This window comes from Alteromonas sp. CH_MED4-4 (assembly GCF_037029575.1).
Classification (GTDB): domain Bacteria; phylum Pseudomonadota; class Gammaproteobacteria; order Enterobacterales; family Alteromonadaceae; genus Alteromonas; species Alteromonas macleodii.
This window is the reverse complement of sequence record NZ_JAYMEU010000030.1, coordinates 40,666-60,191: the sequence shown is the minus strand read 5'-3', so window position 1 is coordinate 60,191 and position 19,526 is coordinate 40,666. Positions and strand designations below refer to the sequence as shown.

Annotated in this window: 27 protein-coding genes and 2 pseudogenes; 14 read left to right on the top strand and 15 right to left on the bottom strand. The window is 42.9% G+C overall.

From position 1 onward, the window contains the following. Nucleotides 1-150 precede the first annotated feature (150 nt). The 3 genes from WA381_RS17410 to WA381_RS17400 form a co-directional block, all read right to left on the bottom strand. On the bottom strand, nt 151-390 hold the full coding sequence (locus tag WA381_RS17410; RefSeq protein ID WP_039227502.1) for a hypothetical protein: 240 nt from the start codon (nt 388-390) through the stop codon (nt 151-153). Continuing rightward, a complete protein-coding gene (locus WA381_RS17405; protein ID WP_081106152.1) occupies nt 377-679 on the bottom strand; it encodes a hypothetical protein in 303 nt (100 codons plus the stop codon). Before WA381_RS17405 ends, WA381_RS17410 begins: the two co-directional genes overlap by 14 nt. Nucleotides 680-808: 129 nt before the next feature. After that, nucleotides 809-1,081, bottom strand: a complete 273-nt coding sequence (locus WA381_RS17400) for a hypothetical protein (protein WP_231506616.1) — start codon at nt 1,079-1,081, stop codon at nt 809-811. Nucleotides 1,082-1,904: 823 nt separating this feature from the next. Here WA381_RS17400 and WA381_RS17395 point away from each other — a divergent pair. After that, the gene (locus WA381_RS17395) at nt 1,905-2,036 is read left to right on the top strand and encodes a hypothetical protein (RefSeq protein ID WP_262385800.1); all 132 of its coding nucleotides are present in this window, start codon (nt 1,905-1,907) and stop codon (nt 2,034-2,036) included. A 39-nt stretch (nt 2,037-2,075) separates the two neighbouring features. On the opposite strand, the gene WA381_RS17390 is transcribed toward WA381_RS17395, so the two are convergent. The 5 genes from WA381_RS17390 to WA381_RS17370 all read right to left on the bottom strand — a co-directional run bounded on the left by WA381_RS17390 (nt 2,076) and on the right by WA381_RS17370 (nt 5,346). After that, complete coding sequence (locus WA381_RS17390) at nt 2,076-3,359, bottom strand: type II toxin-antitoxin system HipA family toxin (protein WP_156079193.1); 1,284 nt, start codon at nt 3,357-3,359, stop codon at nt 2,076-2,078. A gap of 2 nt (nt 3,360-3,361) precedes the next feature. Beyond that, nucleotides 3,362-3,736, bottom strand: coding sequence for a helix-turn-helix domain-containing protein (locus WA381_RS17385; RefSeq protein WP_081106153.1), 375 nt, complete (start codon nt 3,734-3,736; stop codon nt 3,362-3,364). Between the two features lie 253 nt (nt 3,737-3,989). Further along, entirely contained in the window at nt 3,990-4,226 is a 237-nt protein-coding gene (locus WA381_RS17380) for a hypothetical protein (RefSeq protein ID WP_156079192.1), read from the bottom strand. Nucleotides 4,227-4,778: 552 nt separating this feature from the next. Next, nucleotides 4,779-5,090, bottom strand: a complete 312-nt coding sequence (locus tag WA381_RS17375; RefSeq protein WP_069945566.1) for a hypothetical protein — start codon at nt 5,088-5,090, stop codon at nt 4,779-4,781. Then, on the bottom strand, nt 5,062-5,346 hold the full coding sequence (locus WA381_RS17370) for a hypothetical protein (RefSeq protein ID WP_061487065.1): 285 nt from the start codon (nt 5,344-5,346) through the stop codon (nt 5,062-5,064). The genes WA381_RS17375 and WA381_RS17370 overlap by 29 nt, the downstream gene beginning before the upstream one ends. Before the next feature lie 148 nt (nt 5,347-5,494). Between WA381_RS17370 and WA381_RS17365 the strand changes: the two genes are divergently transcribed. The 4 genes from WA381_RS17365 to WA381_RS17350 are packed head-to-tail and all read left to right on the top strand — an operon-like array spanning nt 5,495 to nt 8,934. Beyond that, nucleotides 5,495-6,061, top strand: coding sequence for a recombinase family protein (locus tag WA381_RS17365; protein WP_061487066.1), 567 nt, complete (start codon nt 5,495-5,497; stop codon nt 6,059-6,061). A gap of 11 nt (nt 6,062-6,072) precedes the next feature. Beyond that, complete coding sequence (locus WA381_RS17360) at nt 6,073-7,707, top strand: DDE-type integrase/transposase/recombinase (protein ID WP_139125465.1); 1,635 nt, start codon at nt 6,073-6,075, stop codon at nt 7,705-7,707. Continuing rightward, nucleotides 7,697-8,668, top strand: coding sequence for an ExeA family protein (locus WA381_RS17355; RefSeq protein ID WP_061487068.1), 972 nt, complete (start codon nt 7,697-7,699; stop codon nt 8,666-8,668). The genes WA381_RS17360 and WA381_RS17355 overlap by 11 nt, the downstream gene beginning before the upstream one ends. Beyond that, entirely contained in the window at nt 8,665-8,934 is a 270-nt protein-coding gene (locus WA381_RS17350; protein ID WP_061487069.1) for a hypothetical protein, read from the top strand. The genes WA381_RS17355 and WA381_RS17350 overlap by 4 nt, the downstream gene beginning before the upstream one ends. A gap of 294 nt (nt 8,935-9,228) precedes the next feature. Here WA381_RS17350 and WA381_RS17345 read toward each other — a convergent pair whose 3' ends face one another. Beyond that, nucleotides 9,229-9,849, bottom strand: coding sequence for a hypothetical protein (locus WA381_RS17345; protein ID WP_101566859.1), 621 nt, complete (start codon nt 9,847-9,849; stop codon nt 9,229-9,231). Nucleotides 9,850-10,171: 322 nt separating this feature from the next. On the opposite strand from WA381_RS17345, the gene WA381_RS17340 reads away from it, so the two are divergent. The 9 genes from WA381_RS17340 (at nt 10,172) to WA381_RS17300 (ending at nt 14,483) form a co-directional block, all read left to right on the top strand. Next, the gene (locus WA381_RS17340; protein ID WP_175578053.1) at nt 10,172-10,348 is read left to right on the top strand and encodes a hypothetical protein; all 177 of its coding nucleotides are present in this window, start codon (nt 10,172-10,174) and stop codon (nt 10,346-10,348) included. 158 nt (nt 10,349-10,506) lie between these two features. Next, complete coding sequence (locus tag WA381_RS17335; RefSeq protein ID WP_069945510.1) at nt 10,507-11,010, top strand: GNAT family N-acetyltransferase; 504 nt, start codon at nt 10,507-10,509, stop codon at nt 11,008-11,010. Nucleotides 11,011-11,018: 8 nt separating this feature from the next. Beyond that, on the top strand, nt 11,019-11,324 hold the full coding sequence (locus WA381_RS17330) for a hypothetical protein (protein WP_069945511.1): 306 nt from the start codon (nt 11,019-11,021) through the stop codon (nt 11,322-11,324). An 11-nt stretch (nt 11,325-11,335) separates the two neighbouring features. After that, complete coding sequence (locus WA381_RS17325; protein WP_101566857.1) at nt 11,336-11,548, top strand: hypothetical protein; 213 nt, start codon at nt 11,336-11,338, stop codon at nt 11,546-11,548. Nucleotides 11,549-11,557: 9 nt separating this feature from the next. Continuing rightward, entirely contained in the window at nt 11,558-11,833 is a 276-nt protein-coding gene (locus WA381_RS17320; RefSeq protein ID WP_101566855.1) for a hypothetical protein, read from the top strand. Between the two features lie 58 nt (nt 11,834-11,891). Continuing rightward, complete coding sequence (locus tag WA381_RS17315; RefSeq protein WP_069945519.1) at nt 11,892-12,272, top strand: hypothetical protein; 381 nt, start codon at nt 11,892-11,894, stop codon at nt 12,270-12,272. A gap of 476 nt (nt 12,273-12,748) precedes the next feature. Then, nucleotides 12,749-12,925 (top strand): hypothetical protein, encoded by a 177-nt coding sequence (locus tag WA381_RS17310; protein ID WP_156087398.1) that lies wholly within the window; start codon nt 12,749-12,751, stop codon nt 12,923-12,925. A gap of 13 nt (nt 12,926-12,938) precedes the next feature. Then, nucleotides 12,939-13,205 carry a hypothetical protein gene (locus WA381_RS17305; protein ID WP_039235154.1) on the top strand — a complete coding sequence of 89 codons (267 nt, stop codon included), beginning with the start codon at nt 12,939-12,941 and terminating at the stop codon, nt 13,203-13,205. A gap of 258 nt (nt 13,206-13,463) precedes the next feature. Continuing rightward, on the top strand, nt 13,464-14,483 hold the full coding sequence (locus WA381_RS17300) for an IS110 family transposase (protein WP_156087399.1): 1,020 nt from the start codon (nt 13,464-13,466) through the stop codon (nt 14,481-14,483). 410 nt (nt 14,484-14,893) lie between these two features. Here the strand turns inward: WA381_RS17300 and WA381_RS17295 are convergent. The 6 genes and pseudogenes from WA381_RS17295 to WA381_RS17270 form a co-directional block, all read right to left on the bottom strand. Next, a pseudogene (locus WA381_RS17295) lies at nt 14,894-15,874 on the bottom strand (IS5 family transposase). 63 nt (nt 15,875-15,937) lie between these two features. Continuing rightward, nucleotides 15,938-16,075 (bottom strand): annotated as a pseudogene (locus WA381_RS17290) (hypothetical protein); the annotation flags it as partial. 97 nt (nt 16,076-16,172) lie between these two features. Continuing rightward, complete coding sequence (tnpB, locus tag WA381_RS17285) at nt 16,173-16,517, bottom strand: IS66 family insertion sequence element accessory protein TnpB (RefSeq protein ID WP_156087400.1); 345 nt, start codon at nt 16,515-16,517, stop codon at nt 16,173-16,175. Continuing rightward, entirely contained in the window at nt 16,514-16,804 is a 291-nt protein-coding gene (gene tnpA, locus WA381_RS17280) for an IS66 family insertion sequence element accessory protein TnpA (protein WP_156087401.1), read from the bottom strand. Before tnpA ends, tnpB begins: the two co-directional genes overlap by 4 nt. A 287-nt stretch (nt 16,805-17,091) precedes the next feature. Beyond that, nucleotides 17,092-18,296, bottom strand: a protein-coding gene (locus WA381_RS17275) for an IS3 family transposase (RefSeq protein WP_156087402.1) whose coding sequence is annotated in 2 segments (ribosomal slippage) — nt 17,092-17,924 and nt 17,924-18,296 — 1,206 coding nt in all. Because the reading frame shifts where the segments join, the coding sequence is not laid out codon by codon here. A 166-nt stretch (nt 18,297-18,462) separates the two neighbouring features. Then, entirely contained in the window at nt 18,463-19,437 is a 975-nt protein-coding gene (locus tag WA381_RS17270; protein ID WP_156087403.1) for an AraC family transcriptional regulator, read from the bottom strand. Nucleotides 19,438-19,526: the final 89 nt, after the last annotated feature.

Sequence of the window (19,526 nt, the reverse complement as noted above, 5' to 3'; positions counted from 1 at the left end):
AACCACCTCCGCAGCCATTTATTGGTGTGGTCTACAGAGGATTATGTCTTTTTAGAGGGGAAAATCCCTAGAACCCCCTTTAGAAGGCTCGAAGGAGATGGCCATACTATATCCATTTTGTTCGAGGCCTTACTTCTTAATGTTACTAGCTTACTCTGACCAATACTTTTTCTTGAGGTGTAACTTAAGAAGAAAAAATATTAATTGGCGACAGGCAAAACCGGCTACTACAAATAAGGCAACGCCTATCATCGCCTTGCCTTTAAATAACAGGCCAAACAACGCTGCTCCCAAGACCCCAATAAAAATTATGTTAGCTAGCATGCCTAGAGGGTGGGCATTGCTAGCATGGCCTACGATTAACTCAAGTTCCTGCTTATTGGGTTTCATCTTGCTTTTCATACTCCCAGATTCTTTCTAAAATAACTGCTCTTAGAGCATCCGCAGCGCCAGGTGAACTCAGTACGTAGATTCTTTTAGTAGTACAGATGGTCGATACCGTTCGCAGGGTGCTTTTGTCCACGCCGTCGTGCGTGTACTGTTTATCTTGGCCAAAGGCAAAAGGTGGTACTCCAGAAAGCTCTTCAATTATCCGCTCTGGCTCTTTATCTCGACGCTTTTGTGCTTCTTTCAACATTTGCTCATTGAGCGCTCTCAGCCTATCAAGTCCTTTTTTCAAAACAACTCCTACGTTTTCCACTTTCTAATGCTGTTACTGCATAATAGACATTTCTAACTACTCTGCCAGTGATGTCTTATCGACTTTATAAAAGTGGGCATGCTGCAAAACAAAATCTCGGCTATGACTTTACGCCTCAAAAAGCGTCTCAAATGATGCTACGCCGTTCTTACGTAAAAACCTAGCCAAGTTGTCGAGTCGCCATGTTCTAGGTTCGTCTGAGCGCCCATGGCGCATTACATAAGCTATTTCTGTATTGGCATTGATGGCCACGACAAAAAACTTCTGAGGTTCGGTTGGGCTTTCTTGAGCTATAACCTTTGTGATGGATTGAGTTTCCAGCTGTCTAACAAACTCACCTTCTTTTATTCTATTGAGTTTCCAGCTGTCTAACAAACTCACCTTCTTTTATTCTATAGAACGCGTTGGGTATAACTTACATCTTGGGATATTGTTATCGACATTATGGTGTATTGTTGATTCTTGTAAAGCCCATCCACCCACTAAGCCGGTTACTTTTACACTTATGAACTCAACGTGATTTCATCAGCTTTAACACTACATGTGCTGTTTTACTTAAATTTTGAACACCATATGTCGTGTTTTTATAAAAACGCTTTTTTAAGAATAAATTTATTTTTATGTCCTAGAAATAACTATAAGTGCTTGCATTCCGGGCATTTTACGCTTGTATAACGCTAATAAGTTAGTTGTTACTAACATAAATTTCATGCCAGTTTGAGTGCTCAAAATACCACCAGGTATTGGGTTGCATTAAGACAAAAACCTCACTATCTTGTTTTTGACGCTGGAAATTCGTACAGGGTGTAAGCGCTGTGGCTTTCTAGGGTTGGGAACCGAAAGGCCAGCGGCAACTGGCCTCTCTGAATCGGGACTCATTGTTTAGTAAATGGACCCATGAAGATTATCAATCGGCATTGGACATCTTCATGCTCAAAGTATCGTAAATGGCTATAAAAAATCAAGAGAGTTAACAAGTAAATTTGTACTTCAACATTACATATTTATAGAACCTTTTGCAGGCCCTGGCGGCTTTAATAAGGATTTCAATGAGTTCCTAATTACTTTAAGTTAGGAGCTAAATAATGGCTTTATTAAGATTTAAGGACACGCCATGTCCTCATAAATATGGCAACATCTGTACACATTCTGAGTTTGAACCTTTGGTGTGTGACAAACCCACCGTTACTGGAGGGTTCGAGCTATGAGTGGTAATTACATTGAAGGTAACTACGTGTTTTGTCGCTTTAGACGCAAGAAAAACAGTACAGAGATGTTAGATGCTCATGATTATGGGTATAAAGCGTGGCGTATCCCTATAAAGCGTAAGAGCTAGTAGGATACTGCATTAGTGGGGGCCGGATAGCCCCCATTTTTATATTCTCACTTTGGACAACACGCCTTCAGCTATCAGATCCCCAGTCTTTTTGTCGAAGTCTTCAGAAGCATCAGCAAAGGTTTTACTCAAAGCAACATCAACATCCGCGTTAAGTGCTTCAATGTAACCCATAGCCAACTCATCATTTAAGAACGTCTTAGCTGCATGTGACTTCCAATGTCTCATTTGAATGTCTGCCCAGATGTAATGATTATTTTTAGACATTACCTTCATGGCCATCCGCAGTTCCTTGCGTCTGAATTGATTTCTGAATGGATGCGCTGAAATCACGTCGTAAAGCGGGGTGAGCCAATGGCCAGTATGGTCAAGGTAAACACTGAAGTTCTTTGCGTGGCCATCAATACCCATTAACAGCCAAAATACATATTGCGCAAGAAAGAACTGATACATGTCATTTTCGCTATCAGTACTAAAGCGAAGCAGATTGGCTATCTCACTCGCACCCGGACCTCCATTTGCTTCATACTTTGACTGGCCAGCCCTACCAAGCGCTTGGCACATGTCTTCTTGAGTAAGTCGGTATATTAGGCCGTCCTCACCTTGCTGCCTATCAAACCGTTCAACCACCAGCGCTTTTTGGTCACCGAAAGTGCGTATATCCGCTTGTGCAACGTTGAATCCCAAGTAACGCATAAATCTCAGGCAGAACCATTCATTATCTACACTGTTTGTTAGCTTTAGCCCGTTTTCTAAATCATGGATTGGCAGTTTGAATATATGGGTTGTTGGAGTGGTACCTAGAGGGCGATGCCATTTTCCTTCATGAAGTGTCAGCGCGGTTTTCTCTTGTGCACCTGCAAGGGATATTCTGAATACGTCATCATCATCCATACCTAGTGTTTTACGTCTTACTGTATTCCTAAGGTGCGCTTCGATATCGGCATGACTCATTGCCTCAAGCTTCAATTCGTCGATCCCATCGACGGGTTCCGCTGTTAAAGAAAGAGAGCCAACGCAATCACGGCCAATCTCACTCAACAAATCCATTGTGTCTGTAGAGTAGGCGCCAACACGGTCAACAATTAACTTACGAATCTCAATGTCGTCCGGCAGTAGGTTGTCGAAGTAAAAGCGCACCAGGTCACCGGTGTGTCTCTTTTTGGTAAGCGGCATCGATAAACTAATTGGGTGTGCGTATTCTGCGGATAGCCACTCATCGTCGTAAGTAAATGCATGCGTGGCACCAGAGCGCTCGAATGTACCTACGTGCCGGCCATTGATGGCCACTGAGAGATTGTTAGTTTTTCTCCTCTTAGCCATAACTATTCCTTAGCTTTATTCTTACTAACAACCACCGGCGTTCTCGTTGGCTTACTGACAAACTTACCTGATTTCACTCTTCTTAATGGGCTTTTAACGTCTTTTGGGGCGTTCTGGGGAATACGCTGTCCACCAGCTACTGCTGCTGTCCCATCTGTTTTATGAGTGTTTTGGTTTGTCATATCGATATCGATATTGAGAACGTTTAGAACCATCAGCACAGTACCAAATGACACGCTGGTGGGGTCATTCTCTAATCTCGATACAAAGCGCTGGTCTTTACCAATTTTAGTGGCCAAGTCTGTTTGAGACCACCCTAGCGCCTTGCGTGTAGATGCTATGTAGTGACCTACGTCTTTTGGGGTCTTAATTCTCATTGTTAACTCAATATATTCCATAAGAAGTATATTTATAAATATACCTTATATTGCATATTTTTCAATATTCTCTAAAAGGAATATTATTTTTTATTCTATATAAAGAATATTTGAGAACGCGGCAAGAAAGAAAGGGCGTTACCTCCACACCGTTATTCGGCGGTTCTGGAGGTAAACAAAGCGAAACGTTGTGATACAACTGAGAGGCAGGGGGGACTAAAGCACCTGTTATCGGAGGTGCTTAATGCCGGGTTTAGGAATTTGATGCTGCTATTAGTTCATTTCTAATCGCGATAAGCAGCTCTTCAGCCTGAATGTTGTGACCTGCGATAATACCCACCAGCGTTAACAAATCATTATTGGGTTCGCTACTGCGTACCGAATCGATTACTGCTCTAGCGGCCGCTAGTGGGATTGATGAAATATTTCGAAAAGACCAAAGCGATAAAGAGAACAGAATTTTGCTTAGTTTCCAAAATGATCGAGGCAAGTCAATACTTCGTCCTGCTGGAGATTACAAAGAGTCATTGAGTTTTAGGCTGTATATTGTTGGCCAAGGTAATCATGAGCTTAAACTTCCTTTGGACGGGAAATCTGGTAGGCCAACACTTAAAGGTGGTAAGCCTCACAACATAGCGGAAACTTACAATGTGAAGACTGGTCTTGAAGCTATTTTTATATGTAGCGGCCCGACTTATTATCCTGTCTGACCCGATTTTATCCGCACTTCCTGACCCACAATCATTGACTCTATCCTATGGCGATGGTTCACATTAGTTAAGAATGAGACCACATTGATTGACACTGGGACTGATTTCATCGGGTTAGGCCCACTTTATTTAATTTTACTGACCTCGACGTAGATGAGTTGATGTAACTCTGAAAGTTTCAATTATTTTCTTCGATGCAACTGGCCGTTATTGGTCGATATATAATACTTATCCTTTTCATTGCACTGGAAGTTATACAGGGTTCCGCACAGGTCTTTAAATTCAAATGAGTATCCTTTGATGACTTGCATAACGTACCTACTTCTCCATATCTATTTTATCGCCCAAAACGGCTTGTAATGATACTTGTCACACCCCAACTTCAACATAGCATCATGCTCACTCATACCATTAGCAACCATTTGTTTAAGCTCTGGCTCAATTTTTTCTAAATGTGCTCCATATAAGTAACCACGACGCGCTATTCCTAACCCCCATACTGTCAACACTATGGTTGGAATAAGTGATTCTGGGCTAAACATTGGAAATAAATAAAACCCTCCAGAAATGACAACTAACATGGTGATGTACAACAGAGCGTCCTTTTTTCTCTCTTCACGATATCGCTCTTTGTCTGAAGTCATTTCTCCCCCACTTATCTCTGATGTCCTTTGCCAGTTCTGGCAAATGCGCTTCAATCTCATTCGCGTAGGTCAGTATTGCCGCTCTGCAAGCTTTTAGGTGATTAGGCTCTGCACCAGAGTCTAAACGTAACACAAATGCTTCAAACGTATCAGGCAAGGCTTTTCCATCGGCTCGCTCAATCGAATATTTACCGTGTAAACCTTTTGTTGGTGCACGCAAATGGTTAGGAATTGGTAGTTTTGCATCGCTGGTCATAATTTATCCTTATCTAAAACAAATCTGAACGTCTAATATATCATAACATAATGTACAGTTTAGCAAGCCATCTTTCTAATGTCTATTATTTCGTATATTATTATTTAGTGGACACATATTCTATAATTCGATTTAGTAGACAATAAGTATGAGAAAATTTGGATACGCTCGCGTATCAACCAGTCAACAGTCACTTGTTGCCCAAAAAGAAGCCCTATTAAAAGAAGGTGTAAAAAGCTCAAGAATATTTACCGATATTGGAAGTCGCGCAGATTTAGATCGTGAAGGTTTGAATTTGCTTCGCATAAAGGTTGAAGAAGGTGACTTGGTATTAGTAACTCGATTAGACAGACTTGGTAGTGATACTGCTGAGATGATTAAATTGATAAAGGATTTTTCCCAACAAGGTGTCTATATCCGTTTTATTAAAGAAGGATTAAGCACTGAAGGTTCAATGGGGAAAATGGTTGTCACTATCCTAAGTGCCGTAGCCGATGCTGAAAGAGAACGAATTCTTGAAAGGACGAACGAGGGGCGTTTAGATGCAATGGCCAAAGGCGTAAAATTTGGTCGCAAACGTTCTATAGACAGGACTAAAGTGATGGAGCTAAAACACCAAAATGTTGGAGCCACAGAAGTAGCAAAGCAACTAGGTATTGGTCGCTCAACCGTCTATAAAATATGGAATGAAGAGGAAGACAATAATTCAGTATGAAAGCCAAACGGATTGCGTCAGAGGTATTGCTTGATCTGTCTTCACGGATGGACCAATACCCTGCGCGTTCTGAAGAGCGTAAAAAAATCGTTAAGTCGGCATGTGAGTTATATGGTGTTTCTGAAAGCACACTTTATCGTCAGCTGAGGGCAGTCAACAAACCAAAGTCCCTTAAACGAACGGATTCGGGAAAGTCACGAGTTATCCCTATTTCAGAGATGGAAAGGTACTGCGAAATTATAGCCGCATTGAAAATTCGCACCACAAACAAGAACGGGCGGCATATATCAACCAATGTAGCGATTGATTTATTGGAAAGCACAGGCGTTGAGTCAGAATATGGTTTTATTAAGCTTGAAAAAGGCAAGCTTAACAAGACAACCGTTAACAGGTATCTATCTCAGTTTGGCCTTGATAAACACAATCTAATCAAGAATGCGCCAGCAGTGAGATTTCAAGCTAGGCACAGCAATGAATGCTGGCAGTTTGATCTTAGCCCGTCAGACTTAAAAAGTGTTGAAGAGCCGCTTTGGTATGATGAGTCTAAGGGATTGCCAATGCTTATGCTCTACTCAGTAGTAGATGATAGAAGTGGTGTGTGTTATCAGGAATATCGCAACGTCCACGGCGAGGATGCAGGCAACGCGCTGCGCTTTCTTTTTAATGCTATGTCACCCAAGTCAGACCCAGATGTACCTTTTCAAGGCATCCCACAAATGATTTATATGGACAACGGGCCTATTGCCCGAAGTCGGGTATTTCAATCTGTAATGAAGTATTTGGGCATTGATGTAAAGGTGCATATGCCAGATAGCAAGGATAAACGGCGTAAAACAGCTAGGTCAAAAGGTAAAGTTGAACGAGCCTTTCGCACGGTTAAGGAATGCCATGAAGTGCTTTATCATTTGCGTGAACCCAAGAACGAAATTGAAGCTAATCAGATGTTGAGTGAATATTTGAAGAAATACAATGATCACCAACATCGAGCAGAGCCGCATTCTCGAACGGAAGACTGGCTTCAGAATATTGACGGCGCTGTTAAACAAATGTGCAGCTGGGAGCGTTTTTCATCTTTTGCTCGCGAGCCTGAAAAAAGAACAGTAGGCATTGACGCCAGAATTCCCATTGATGGGAGCATGTATGAGGTGGACCCCGACTTAGCTGGCGAACAAGTCGTTCTTTGGTGGGGACTGTTTGATGACGAACTCTATGTCGAACATGATGGTCAACGTTACGGCGCTTATTTTCCCGTCAGTGGCCCAATTCCTTTATACCGCTACCGTAAATTTAAGCAAACCAAGACGGAAAAACGGCTTGGCAAACTAGAAACCTTAGCGAAGTCGTTAAAACTGCCTGAGTCTGAAAGTGATCAAAACCACGAGGTTATACTGTCTATGAAAAATGTCGTTGAGCCAGTTCCTACGCGAGAATTCGACGATCCAGATCCATTCAATGAAAAACAGTATGAGAACATATTGAAGGCTAAGCTCGCCATATCCAAATATCTAGGAAAACCATTAGCAATATTGGAGCAAGGCGACAGAGATATGATTGACGCTATCTTGTCTCAGTCATTAGACAAAGGTGTTGTGATGAAACAAATAAAAGAATATTTCAATAATAGGAGTGGGGAACATGCAAATTGAAGTCATGGAGCACTTTGGCATCAAGAAGTATTTTCGAGACGCAGATTTCTTTGAAACCGACACGGCTAAGCGGCTGTTTAAACAACTCAAGAAAATCATACCTGAAGGCCAGCTTATCGCATTGACTGGTGTTGTGGGCATTGGTAAAACAACTTATCTAGAACGCATTCAAAAGCAGTTGGCTGCGGAGAAAAATGTGATTGTGGCCAAGTCATTATCAGTTGAAAAATCAAAGACCAATTTGACCACTCTGATCACGGCCTTGTTTTACGATGTATCAGGCGATAATGATTACCGGGTACCTAAGCTTGGTGAAAAGCGGGAACGAGATTTACAGGAACTCATTAAGAAGAGCAAAAAGCCCGTAGTTCTGTTCTGTGACGAAGCTCACGACTTACACCACCGGACATTAACAGGCTTAAAACGGCTTATGGAGGTCATACATGAAGGCGGTGGTAAATTATCAATTGTTCTAGCCGGACACCCAAAGCTTCGGAATGACCTTAAATCACCCACGATGGAAGAAGTTGGTTATCGGGCTTTAACTATGTCACTTGACGCTTCACAAGGTATTCTGCGTGATTACATTAATTGGCTCCTAGATAAATGCACTGATGACAAAATGAAGGTTAAAGATATTATTGAAGATCAGGCGGTAGATTACCTAGCAGAGCATTTAACAACACCTCTCCAGGTAGAGCAGCACCTTACATTAGCGTTAGAAGAAGCCTATGCCGTTGGTGTTAAACCTATTAACGTCGATTTGCTAGAAGAAACGCTATCAAGTCGAATTGATGAAATTGAACCTACACTTATCAGACACGGCTACAACGAGCGTGTTATTGCCGATCAGTTTAGATACAAACCGGCTGATGTTCGCAAGCTCTTTAAAGGCGACCTTGACCCTACCAGAGCTAAAGAAATGACAGCGGAAATGCGCGAGGCAGGTTTACCAATATGAAGATATCCTCTAAAAAGAGAAAACTGGCAAAAATCATTGATAAAGGAGTGAAGCAATATCCTAACAATGAACACGGCGATATCCAGCTATTACAGGCTTCATATGATTACATGGACACGTTTAAACAATTGATGGATAGCTGCGACCAAGAAGAACTTAATTTTCTTTGCAATGAACATCCTGGGCTATATAGGTTTGCACAGATGCTCGAAAACATGGCACAGGGTATCCAATCTGGCGCTATCAGTGTTCCTAAAGATCACTAATCATGGTGTCGATTAATGTGGGCCTAACCCGATGAAATCAGTCCCAGTGTCAATCAATGTGGGTTCATTCTCGCTTAATGTGAGCCGACTGCGCAGGATAGAATCAATGATTGCGGGTCGGAATGTGCGGATAAAGTCGGGTCAGGCGATATAAGAAGTCAGGCCGCTACAAATACTTATCAATTAACGCGCTTAATTGGCATCTATGAGAAAACCACAAGAAGATTAAAATGTAATAGCTAAGGCATACGAGGTTCAGAGAGTTGAAAGCCACTGTGGAAGTGGCTTGTGAAGCTAGCATTTGAGCGGAACGTCACCATCAGGGCTAATTTCTTGTTTCAGTTTTATCTTCATGTCGCATGTCATCTCGTCAATCATCTTGAAGTTTAATTTAAGTAATTCAGCTTTCTGGTCACTCCCCATGTTGCTTTTATCCACAAAAACTGACTGTGCGCCTTCTAAAGAAGAAATGTAATAATCTATTGACTGCTTTAGTGCCGCATCTGATACAGAGGCTAATGAAGCGTTTAAATCAACTTTAAATTCACCATTCTCACTAGCAACAATTGTATACATTGGGATATTAAATTGCCGACTGTTTCGTAGGAGGCGAACGGATGTTTCAATAAAATAGACATTATTGTCTTGGTGAATCTTACTGAGGTTCGCTCTATCCAGTTTATTGTAGCCTGGGATTAACTCACCTTTTTCTGTATTAAGCAGAAAGTCGTGAGCCCTAGCTTCGTCTTTCTCCAATACGGTAAGCCAAAAATCATTTGCTACAGCCATCGGATCATTAGGGGTATAAAGAACATCTAGTTTAGATGATATATCTTCGTGAAAAGCAAAAGTCACTCCACTGATAATTGCGACAGCAGAGTAAAATATTGCAGCTTTCCGTTTTTTAGAAATCATTAAATACTTACTCGGTATGGGATAGAAATTTAACTATGGTTCTTCACGAGTATAAATTCTATAAAATATCCGACTTAAACAAGATTTAGGGTAATAAGAAAGGCATCCTTTAGTAACGCCTCACTAACTGTAGAAAAGGATAAGGACGTTAACCAATTAAATCGTTTTAAATCGTTTCCTATTACCGCTTTAATAATAAGGCTTCCAACGCGATGATGGCTTTTTGACCATCCTGATTGGAAATTGAGTTTCCTATCATGACCTGTTACATTCTAACCAGACATATTTGACAGGCAAATATGATTAAGTATACTAGACATATATGACAGGTAAAAAGGTTACAGACTTTCAGTTAATAGCCAATAAAAAGGGCTGGAAGTTTGAAGAAATCGCAAAGCGCTGGGGTAAGTCAGAGCGGCAAATATCTCGAATAGCTTCAAAAGGCGAACAGAGAGATATTGATGCTGTGAACGGACTTCCGGCAAAAAATAAAGGTTAATGGGAATTTGTGCAGTTTTTAAAGTCCTTTATCTGTTTTATGCTTCGTTCACATTCCTAAGCTGAGACGCGCAGAGATAAACGTTTTCACGAAGACCAAGTTACATACACGTGCAGGAGGTGCGGCGCATCTCATACTACTTTAAAATAGGAGTTACGATGCCAGAAATTGTAAACATGGAAGAAACACTTAATCAGTTTTCCAGTGCTGTTGTCCATGGTCTGCCGCTTCGCAGGTGCCTGACCGATAAAACGGTGTTTGTTCATCCCGACAATCCAGATGGAAAAGTAAGGTTTACTTTCTGCAAACTAGAAAATGATAAACCTTCCGGTATTGTCGCTTTTTGTCAGACCGACCACTATCACGGTATTCCCTGCTTCAATGTTGGTTATGCTACCGATAAGAATTTTCGTCAAAAAGGCATTGCCACCTCATTACTCAAAGCTGCAATAATTGATTTATCCGAAGGTTTAAAAAGGCAAGGAATTGAAGACTTTTATATAGAAGTTGGTGTTGAGAAAAGCAATATTGCTTCACAAAAGGTCGCCTCTTCTGTTCTTAAAGCAATACCCGTTGACAGTATAGATCCGGATAGTGGAACGCCAACATTCGGCTATATGTGCAAGGCATCTACTCTCAATTTTTCAGAAAGATACGTCTAGGAAACTTGATGCAAGATCGAAAGAAGCGAATTAGGTATTTAAAGTTAGCGGCAGATGGCATAAATCCGCTGTCTAAGAAAAATCCACAAAGTACTATTGATGAAGCTGTTTTCTTAAAAAAGCTTCAAAATGAAGGTTTAGTCATATTCACACCAAACAAAATACCGAACTCTAGTAGTGGTTTAGAAATAACTGATACTGGCCATAAAAGGCTAGATGAAATGAAGAGGTCTAGATACCCCGATTGGCTTAAGTGGGGAGCCCTTTCAGCTATTGTAGCCGTAGTGGCAATACTTATTGGCCTCGGTAATTGATAGGAAATACGATGGCCGCGACTAAACAACAGGTATTAGATTTGGAGCGCTGTAACATTAACCTTGCTGTGCTGGGGAATATCAGGGAGCAGTTGGAAAAAGTACGTCCATCGGACGACGAATCCTTTGCCGGACACATTTCTAAAATTCATTCCCTGATAGACGAAATGAGCGCCGATGAAATCTCTTTAAGGGACGCTTTTTTCGAAGAATTAACGGAATAGGAAACAATTATGGATCTAAAAAATCAAAAAATCGCAGGGTACAGCATATTAGCGGCCATTTTCGTCGGGCTTTTTATCGTTTTGAGTAAACTTGTTGGGTTTTTAACAGTATTTTGTGTCTTCTTAGGGGTAGCAGCCTTTTATAAATTGGTTGCAATCGCTGTTAATTTAGCAGGGGCTGACGCAAATCATATGTCTACTGATGAAAAACTGGAGTTATTAATGCGCCATTTTGAGTTAACAGATGCCGATCTTTTGAAGCTAAGAGAAAAAAAGTCTAAATAGAAAACAAGATGGCTGTTATAAAATGGCGCCACCTTTATTAATATAATGCAGAAATACTATGGAAAATGAAGATTTTGAAGCTTTAAAAAAACGGATTGGTGAAGCTTCTGGTACTGAGTGGATCGCAGTTATGATAGATGCATCAAGTGATAAAGGTATCTACAGCATTGAAGAAATTTACGTTATAGCAGAACAGTACTTCTTCTGGGGACAAGATGAATTCATGGATGAGCGATTCTGGAAGATGATAACAAAAGCCACCAACGTAAAAAATAAGAATGAATTCTTTGAAAAATATAAACGTGTTTTCGATGAAACAAAGATGGATGCAACTAAACTAAACTTGGCGAAGGCTGCGTTTTCCGAGTTGAAACGAGAGGCAATGCTTTATGCTCAGAGTATTGATAAGAATAGCGCAGAATTTAAATTTGAAGCCTGAAATACAATGGGAAATAAAGATGTCTTTTAATAAGTTGAGAACTAGATATACAACAATATCATCTGGGTTACTGCTCACCTTTTTTATATATTTGAGTATCAGTGGAGTGAGTAGCGAATTTTTTAAATGGCTTAATATTTCTGGAATTGCGATGACTTCAATTATGCTGATATCAGGAGTTATCAATTTGAAGTCTTATGAATGAAAGTGTTGAGGATTTTTTTAGTAATTATCTAGGAAATTTGTTAGGCACCTTGAAACGCATTCTATTACGAAAGTGATTGCTCAAGAAAGCATTGCAGAGCCGTTAAAGTTTGTTGTCGTAGCAATAAACTCAAATACTCAAATGGCGTATGCGAAGCGTCATGGCCGAATAGATGAATTAATAACGTGGCGATTAGATAATCTTGCTAAGATCTTAAAAAAACACGGTGTGAACTCTTTTGAGACACAATGCCAAAAATAGGCATTAATAAATGAAAGATATTGATAAAAAATTTGAGGTCTCGTTTGAGAGTGAGGCGCAAAAGAAGCAAGATGATTTAACAGTAGTCGAGGAGTTTGGAGTTCGATTAGTTTGCGAAAACGAAGAGCACAGCCCGGTACGCTTAGAAGCAGGAAAGCGCTATAAAATAACAATCGAAGAACTATAGGAGATAACCCACAATGTGGTTTATTATAAACAAAGATAACCCTCCTAAGTTTTATACTGAAACTGGCTCACTGATTGAAGTACAGGGAATTGAGTGGACAAATGTGATCGTAACTACTGAGCGAACCTTTTCTTCATCACAATTTTTCGTTAAAGACAGCGACCAAGCGCTGTCCGTTTTACAAAACAGTCATGCGCAATGTTTCCAGTTGAAGAAAGATGCAAAAAAACTCGCTACCTCTTTAAATAATGGATGCTGGAAATATCTACAAATACAATAGAAAGTAGAGTTTATCCCTTCAATGCCACGCTTTATACCAATTCAACCTGCTAAATTCCCTCCAATTTGTACTAGCGCGCTTATGTGCAACGTTATTCAAACCAGTAAAGAGAAGCATACCTGGTAAGACCCACCAACATTCAGTGGCGGGGTAAAGAAAGTTAAGGCTGGTACTAGGGAAATGGGATGGACTCCCCTCATAATCGGCATCGATGTGCCATGATTAAGGTGAATATCGTTAATCAATGAGGAGAGTCCTATGACTATTATGCGTATTGGGTTGGATTTAGCCAAGAATGTTTTTGATGTGCATGGTGTTGATGAGCAAGAAAAACCAGCACTTCGAAAGACGATTAAACGTTGCGACCTTTTACCGTTTTTTGTTCATTTGCCGCCTTGTATTGTCGCAATGGAAAGTTGCGGCAGTGCCCATTACTGGGCCAGAGAATTAATAAAATTAGGCCATAAGGTGAAGTTGATAGCCCCACAGTTTGTTGCACCGTATCGCAAAGGTAATAAGAATGACCAGAATGATGCTCAGGCAATATGTGAGGCTGCTTCCCGGCCTGATATGAGGTTTGTAGCGATAAAAAACGAAGAGCAACAAGCCATATTGGCGATGCACCGAATTCGCGCCCTTCTGGTGTCCGAACGCACAGCGTTGGTCAACCAGATACGGGGGCTATTGATGGAATTTGGCGAAGTGCTGCCTCTGGGACGTGAAAAGCTACGCATGCTACTGCCCGAGTTGCTGGAGGATGCAGAAAATGGATTGCCACACCTGCTTCGAACATTGATCCACAGACAATATAGACGCCTGTGTGACCTGGACCGTGAAATTGCACAGTATGAGCGTGATATTACAATACAGGTGCAACAAGATGAGGACGCAAGACGCTTGATGGAAATTGAAGGTGTGGGACCGCTGACTGCATCTGCGTTGTTAGCCAGCGTGGGTGATATTGGGCAATTTAAAAACGCCAGACAGTTTACCGCATGGTTAGGATTGGTTCCCCGGCAATGGTCTTCAGGAGGAAAAAATCGTTTAGGCAGAATTACAAAACGAGGCGATGTTTATTTGCGAACCTTGCTGGTACATGGAGCTCGTGCTGTTATGCGATTTGTGGAGAAGAAAAGTGATCGAAAGAGCTTATGGGTCAAAGCAGTTAAAGAACGACGTGGTTTTAACAAGGCAGCCGTAGCGCTGGCTGCTAAACATGCAAGGATAATTTGGTCAATATTGTCGAATGGCACCGCATACCGCGTTATGCCAGCGTGATAAACACAAGTTAAAGCAGTCGATGCGGGGTATAGAGTAAAGAGTTGCAAAGAGTATGACATGATGGCACAACAGGTTGAACCGACGACAGCTAAACCAGCGTTCGCAGCGGGCCATAATAGGCCGTTAGGGAAATTAGGCGCTGTCGAGCGGATCTCCATCAGGGTCCCTGTCGAGAAAAGACAGATTATGAGGCCGGATACAAGCAAGCAGTTAAACCGATAGTGCCAGCAGTTATCTCTTGCAAAACGAGGGGAGTCCATACAAAACTGCGAATAAGTCCTGCAATTTAGTTCTTGAACCAGTCTTTGCACTTACCGTCTAATTTTTGAACGCTAAATTTTCAATTTCGGCAAATATACTGCCGTTTTAGGCCTGATTTCGGCCTTATTCCGGGTTATTCCAGGATTTCAGATAGTTCTTGGCTGTCGCCTTAACATCTGGTCTACTTTAAACAGGTTCGCCAAGGTGAATAACATGGCTAACTGTGAGTCATTTTTCATCAGTCCTTTATAGCGTGCTTTGATAAAGCCAAACTGACATTTGATGATCCGAAACGGATGCTCCACTTTTGCCCTGATGCTGGCTTTTAAGTATTCGATGTTAATGGCCGTTTTGTTTTTGCGAGGATGCTTTTTCAGTGCCCGGACTTTTCCGGGGCGTTCAGCAATCAGTTATTCCACATTCGTATCTTGCAACTCTTCCCGTTTCTCTGCGCCCTGATAACCGGCATCGCCGGAAACGAATTCTTCTTCGCCATGCAACAGGTTCTTCAACTGGTTCAGGTCATGCTCGTTTGCGGCGGTGGTCACCAGCGTATGGGTGAGGCCACTCTTGGCATCCACACCAATATGGGCTTTCATACCGAAGTGCCATTCATTGCCTTTCTTAGTCTGATGCATCTCCGGGTCACGTTCATTCTTTTTGTTTTTAGTGGAGCTGGGCGCTTCAATAATCGTCGCATCCACCAATGTTCCTTGCGTCATCATCACACCGCAGTCAGACAGCCATTGGTTGACCGTTTTGAATAATTTGCGAGTCAGCTTGTGCTTTTCCAGCAAGTGCCGGAAGTTCATAATGGTAGTGCGGTCTGGAATGGCTTTATCCAATGACAGTTGCGCAAACTGACGCATCGAAGCAATTTCATATAACGCATCTTCCATCGCTTCATCACCAAGGCTATACCATTGCTGCATACAATGAATGCGAAACATGGTCTCAAGCGCATACGGACGTCTGCCATTGCCTGCTTTAGGATAAAAGGGTTCAATCACTTCCAGCAGTTGAGACCACGGCAGCAGGTTATCCATTCTGGATAAGAATATCTCTTTAAGGGTCTGACGGCGCTTACTGGAAAACTCGCTATCAGCAAAGGTTAACTGTTGGCTTATGGGCGGTAACGTTTATGATTTACTATGCAGCTATGCTCTCACATCGGGGACTTAATCGCATCTTCCCAAGCTGTCCTGTTCTGGTAGGTCATAAACCTGCTTCTCGGATTTGGGGCCGAACAGCTGCTTCTTGAACCAGTCCAACTGATGGGTCAGTTGGCGAATGGACTCCGCCTGAGCGCCCAACTGCTCCCGCAACACGGCATTCTCCTCGGCCAGGGCCGAGTAAGAAGGTGCGTTGGAAGAAGGAGTGGAAGCCGTTGAATTCATGGCCGTTATTATACCCGAAGTCCACTCTCTATACCCCTCGAAAACGCTTGAACTGCCGGCATTTTTGCACTTCGATACCATCGATCAGCAGTTGCAGATCCGTCAGGGTCAGGGCCCGCTGACCAGAGGCAGATAACGGCACCCGGAACTGTCCCTGCTCCAGGCGCTTGGCCCACAGGCAATAACCGGTGGCGGTAAAGTACAGCATCTTCATCTGAGTCTTTCGACGGTTGACGAAGACAAAATACTGGCCGCTAAGTGGGTCGTGCTTCAACTGATTCCGGACCAGGGCGCTCAAGCCCCCGAATGATTTGCGCATGCCGGTGGGCTCGGTGCACAGCCAGATGCGCGCCTGGCTATCGAGCCCGATCATCCGTTCTGGCTCAGCCGCAGTTCCACGCCGTTGCCGAGGCTAAGCACAATGTTCCAGCCTGGGCCGGAGGATGGAGAGTTGCTCATCAACGACGAGAGATCCAGAAAACCGGCTTCACCGGGACCTGACGACTCATCAGTCGACGGATCGGACAGGCGCTTGCGCCAGTTACAGAAGCTGGCGCAACCGATCTCCTCCTGTTTACAAAACTGCGGCGCTGACAAGCCGCAGGCGCGCTGCTGATCAACCAGGGTCTGCCACTGTTCTGGAGTACGGTGCTTTCTCATAAGGGTAACCTCGTGCTGGGAAATGTGATGTTACTGTAGGGCGAAATTTACTGGGGTGGCAGGACGTCGCGGAATGAACGTGTATGGACAACCTGTGTTGTTTCTACTGTGACTACTTACCGTACCTGAACGTGGCGGGGAGCGCCGTTTACGATATCAACGTCCACATCTCATCGGCCGCCAGCCTGATAGGGATGGCCTGCGATACTGACATCACCCCGGGTTCACCGCCACGGCAACAGCAGATAGGCTTGACTAGTCCTGAAATAGGTTGACACTTATTTCGGTTAAAACGCCCGATGTATTTCATCGGGCGTTTTGTATTTAAGGGCCAGATGTGGCCTCCTACTATTATAGATAGCTACTGACTCTGCAACCATCTTTCTCGCTTCTTCTAAATCTCTTGGCTTATGGAGTAAGTATTCATTTTTAAGAATACCGTTTATCCGCTCTGCAAGGGCGTTTTGATAGCAGTCGTAGCCATCTGTCATTGAGCACTGTACATCATGTTTTCTATGGAGTTTTTGATACTCTTCTGAGCAATACTGTATACCTCTGTCAGAATGATGTACGAGTTTTTCGTTTGTACTTTTTTGTTTAAGCGCTCGAGTAAATGCTTGCTTTACTGACTGCGTTCGCATGTTATCGTCAACCTGATAGCCCACAATCTTCCGTGAATAAGCATCTGTAATGAGACTCACATAACTCTCTCCACTTCGCGTCGGTAAGTACGTTATATCCGCTACCCATAGCTGATTGGGTTTATCCGCTTTTAACCCCGCTTTAATGAGGTTGGGATGACAGCGGAACCGATGATGGCTGTTCGTTGTTTTGTGATAGGCACGCTTTGTCGGCACTAGTAGACGCCTTTCTCTTAGTAAATTAAAGAGATGATCCCTACCAATGTCTATTTTAACGAGCGCAAGAAGATACTGTAGTTTCCTAGTGCCGATGCGAGGTTGCATCATTCGCTCCTGACGTACGCATTGAATGACTCTATCCTCATGCGCTTCGCGCTTGAGTGAACGAGCACAGTGTTGGTAATAGGCCTGACGAGAAATATTCAGATAACGACAAGCTTTGGCTACGGAAACCCCGTCTATCACTTTTTCCTGGATGACTTTCTTTTGCGCTTTTTTACAACGCTAACTCCATAATCAGTTTCAAGAACATTCACAACGGCTTCAAAGAAATCAGCTTTCATTTTCGTATCAGCAAGCTCTTTCTCCAGAGCCTTAATACGCTGTTCTGGAGTGAGCTCCACTTTGGACTTATCCACGCAATTACCTCGTTTAAGAAACTTAGGTGTTCCATCCGTCCAATCTAAACGACCGTGCTTACGAAGCCAAACTAAAACCGTTGAGCAACCTTGTATTCCGTAGTGGTCTTGTGCTTGTTTATATGTGAATTCGCCTTTTTCAACTTGGTCTACAACGGCCAGTTTAAAAGCGAGGGAATAATCGCGTTGAGTTCTTTTGCTATTTGATTTCATTACACTCTCCAAATTAAGTTTGAAAAGTGTCAACGCTATTTAGGATGGGTCAGCTGCGTAAAAACGGGCACGGATAAGATCTGCGGTCAGTCACAACTGAAACGGCACGTCTGAATCATTCGTGCCGCTCAGATTAACCAACTGAGCTACCACTTGGTCGGATCCATTAGCTTTGGCGCCTGCGCTGCAACGTTTCCGACGGCAGCTCACCAAACATCTTACGATAGTCGGATGAAAAACGCCCAAGATGGGTAAAGCCGTAGTTCAAAGCGCCTTCCGTCACATTCCGAATAGCCTTGCCACCAGCCAGTTCTTTACGCAGGCTTTGCAGCTTGGCTTGCTTGATGAACAGCTTCGGCGTCACACTGAAATACTTGGCAAACAGGTTGTAGACGGTGCGGGTACTTACATTTCCCACCTGCGCCAGCTCTTCAATGCTCAGGTCAGCGCGGATATTGGCCTCAATGTAAGCCAAGAGGCTGGAAAAACTGCAATCATTGGCGTGTAGGTCACGCTCTGAGGCAACATTGCTGCTGAACTGTTGCAGCAGCTTGCGGATCAGAATTTCACGGTAGGGCCGCTCCACATGCTCCGGACCCAACAACTCGCTGCCATCGGCCTCAGTTAACAGCGCATCCAGCAACTTCATGAGACATGTCGATTCACTCAAGTTTATAATGTCAGATGAAAACATGACCCCTTCACGAGGCAATGAGCCTGCCTGATCAAGGCATATTTCGTTGATCAGCGCTTGAGGCACTGCAATAATAACTTTTTCACAATCAGCAGAATACGTTAGCGACACTTGCTCATAGGCATTAACCATAAGTGCTTGACCAGGCAACATCCGAATGTGCTTGTCCTGGAAGCGCCAACAACACTCACCTCGGACCACAAGCTGAAAGTGGTAGATCTCTCGAGGTTCGGAGCAACGAATATTCACCTGATTACCGTAGCGGATGAGTGACAGCCCGAGGCCAGCAAAATCACGGTAATTGAGGTAAGCGGCTTGGGTGAGACTGCGTACCCGATCTGCAGGTTCCAGCATGTGGTGTCCGACATGACGCTTGAAGTATTCGGATACTTCAAGCGGGTCTGCCTGAGCAAAAATCACGGAATTAATGAGCACATTTGATAACATGGTTTGCATCGTATGATATAATTTTTATAGTTAAACTAAGATTAGTTAATATTTTGTTGTAAGATTAGTTAATATTTTGTAAGATTAGT

Excerpts from the sequence above, each read along its gene's own strand:
- WA381_RS17350 (WP_061487069.1), top strand. The coding sequence starts at position 8,665 with ATGAAGATATCCTCTAAAAAGAGAAAACTGGCAAAAATCATTGATAAA.
- WA381_RS17395 (WP_262385800.1), top strand. The coding sequence starts at position 1,905 with ATGAGTGGTAATTACATTGAAGGTAACTACGTGTTTTGTCGCTTTAGA.
- WA381_RS17370 (WP_061487065.1), bottom strand. The coding sequence starts at position 5,346 with ATGACCAGCGATGCAAAACTACCAATTCCTAACCATTTGCGTGCACCA.
- WA381_RS17270 (WP_156087403.1), bottom strand. The coding sequence starts at position 19,437 with ATGTTATCAAATGTGCTCATTAATTCCGTGATTTTTGCTCAGGCAGAC.
- WA381_RS17345 (WP_101566859.1), bottom strand. The coding sequence starts at position 9,849 with ATGATTTCTAAAAAACGGAAAGCTGCAATATTTTACTCTGCTGTCGCA.
- WA381_RS17305 (WP_039235154.1), top strand. The coding sequence starts at position 12,939 with ATGTGGTTTATTATAAACAAAGATAACCCTCCTAAGTTTTATACTGAA.
- WA381_RS17335 (WP_069945510.1), top strand. The coding sequence starts at position 10,507 with ATGCCAGAAATTGTAAACATGGAAGAAACACTTAATCAGTTTTCCAGT.
- WA381_RS17340 (WP_175578053.1), top strand. The coding sequence starts at position 10,172 with ATGACAGGTAAAAAGGTTACAGACTTTCAGTTAATAGCCAATAAAAAG.
- WA381_RS17375 (WP_069945566.1), bottom strand. The coding sequence starts at position 5,090 with ATGACTTCAGACAAAGAGCGATATCGTGAAGAGAGAAAAAAGGACGCT.
- WA381_RS17365 (WP_061487066.1), top strand. The coding sequence starts at position 5,495 with ATGAGAAAATTTGGATACGCTCGCGTATCAACCAGTCAACAGTCACTT.
- WA381_RS17385 (WP_081106153.1), bottom strand. The coding sequence starts at position 3,736 with ATGAGAATTAAGACCCCAAAAGACGTAGGTCACTACATAGCATCTACA.
- WA381_RS17325 (WP_101566857.1), top strand. The coding sequence starts at position 11,336 with ATGGCCGCGACTAAACAACAGGTATTAGATTTGGAGCGCTGTAACATT.
- WA381_RS17355 (WP_061487068.1), top strand. The coding sequence starts at position 7,697 with ATGCAAATTGAAGTCATGGAGCACTTTGGCATCAAGAAGTATTTTCGA.
- WA381_RS17390 (WP_156079193.1), bottom strand. The coding sequence starts at position 3,359 with ATGGCTAAGAGGAGAAAAACTAACAATCTCTCAGTGGCCATCAATGGC.
- WA381_RS17410 (WP_039227502.1), bottom strand. The coding sequence starts at position 390 with ATGAAACCCAATAAGCAGGAACTTGAGTTAATCGTAGGCCATGCTAGC.
- tnpB (WP_156087400.1), bottom strand. The coding sequence starts at position 16,517 with ATGATCGGGCTCGATAGCCAGGCGCGCATCTGGCTGTGCACCGAGCCC.
- WA381_RS17315 (WP_069945519.1), top strand. The coding sequence starts at position 11,892 with ATGGAAAATGAAGATTTTGAAGCTTTAAAAAAACGGATTGGTGAAGCT.
- WA381_RS17320 (WP_101566855.1), top strand. The coding sequence starts at position 11,558 with ATGGATCTAAAAAATCAAAAAATCGCAGGGTACAGCATATTAGCGGCC.
- tnpA (WP_156087401.1), bottom strand. The coding sequence starts at position 16,804 with ATGAGAAAGCACCGTACTCCAGAACAGTGGCAGACCCTGGTTGATCAG.
- WA381_RS17300 (WP_156087399.1), top strand. The coding sequence starts at position 13,464 with ATGACTATTATGCGTATTGGGTTGGATTTAGCCAAGAATGTTTTTGAT.
- WA381_RS17310 (WP_156087398.1), top strand. The coding sequence starts at position 12,749 with ATGAAAGATATTGATAAAAAATTTGAGGTCTCGTTTGAGAGTGAGGCG.
- WA381_RS17330 (WP_069945511.1), top strand. The coding sequence starts at position 11,019 with ATGCAAGATCGAAAGAAGCGAATTAGGTATTTAAAGTTAGCGGCAGAT.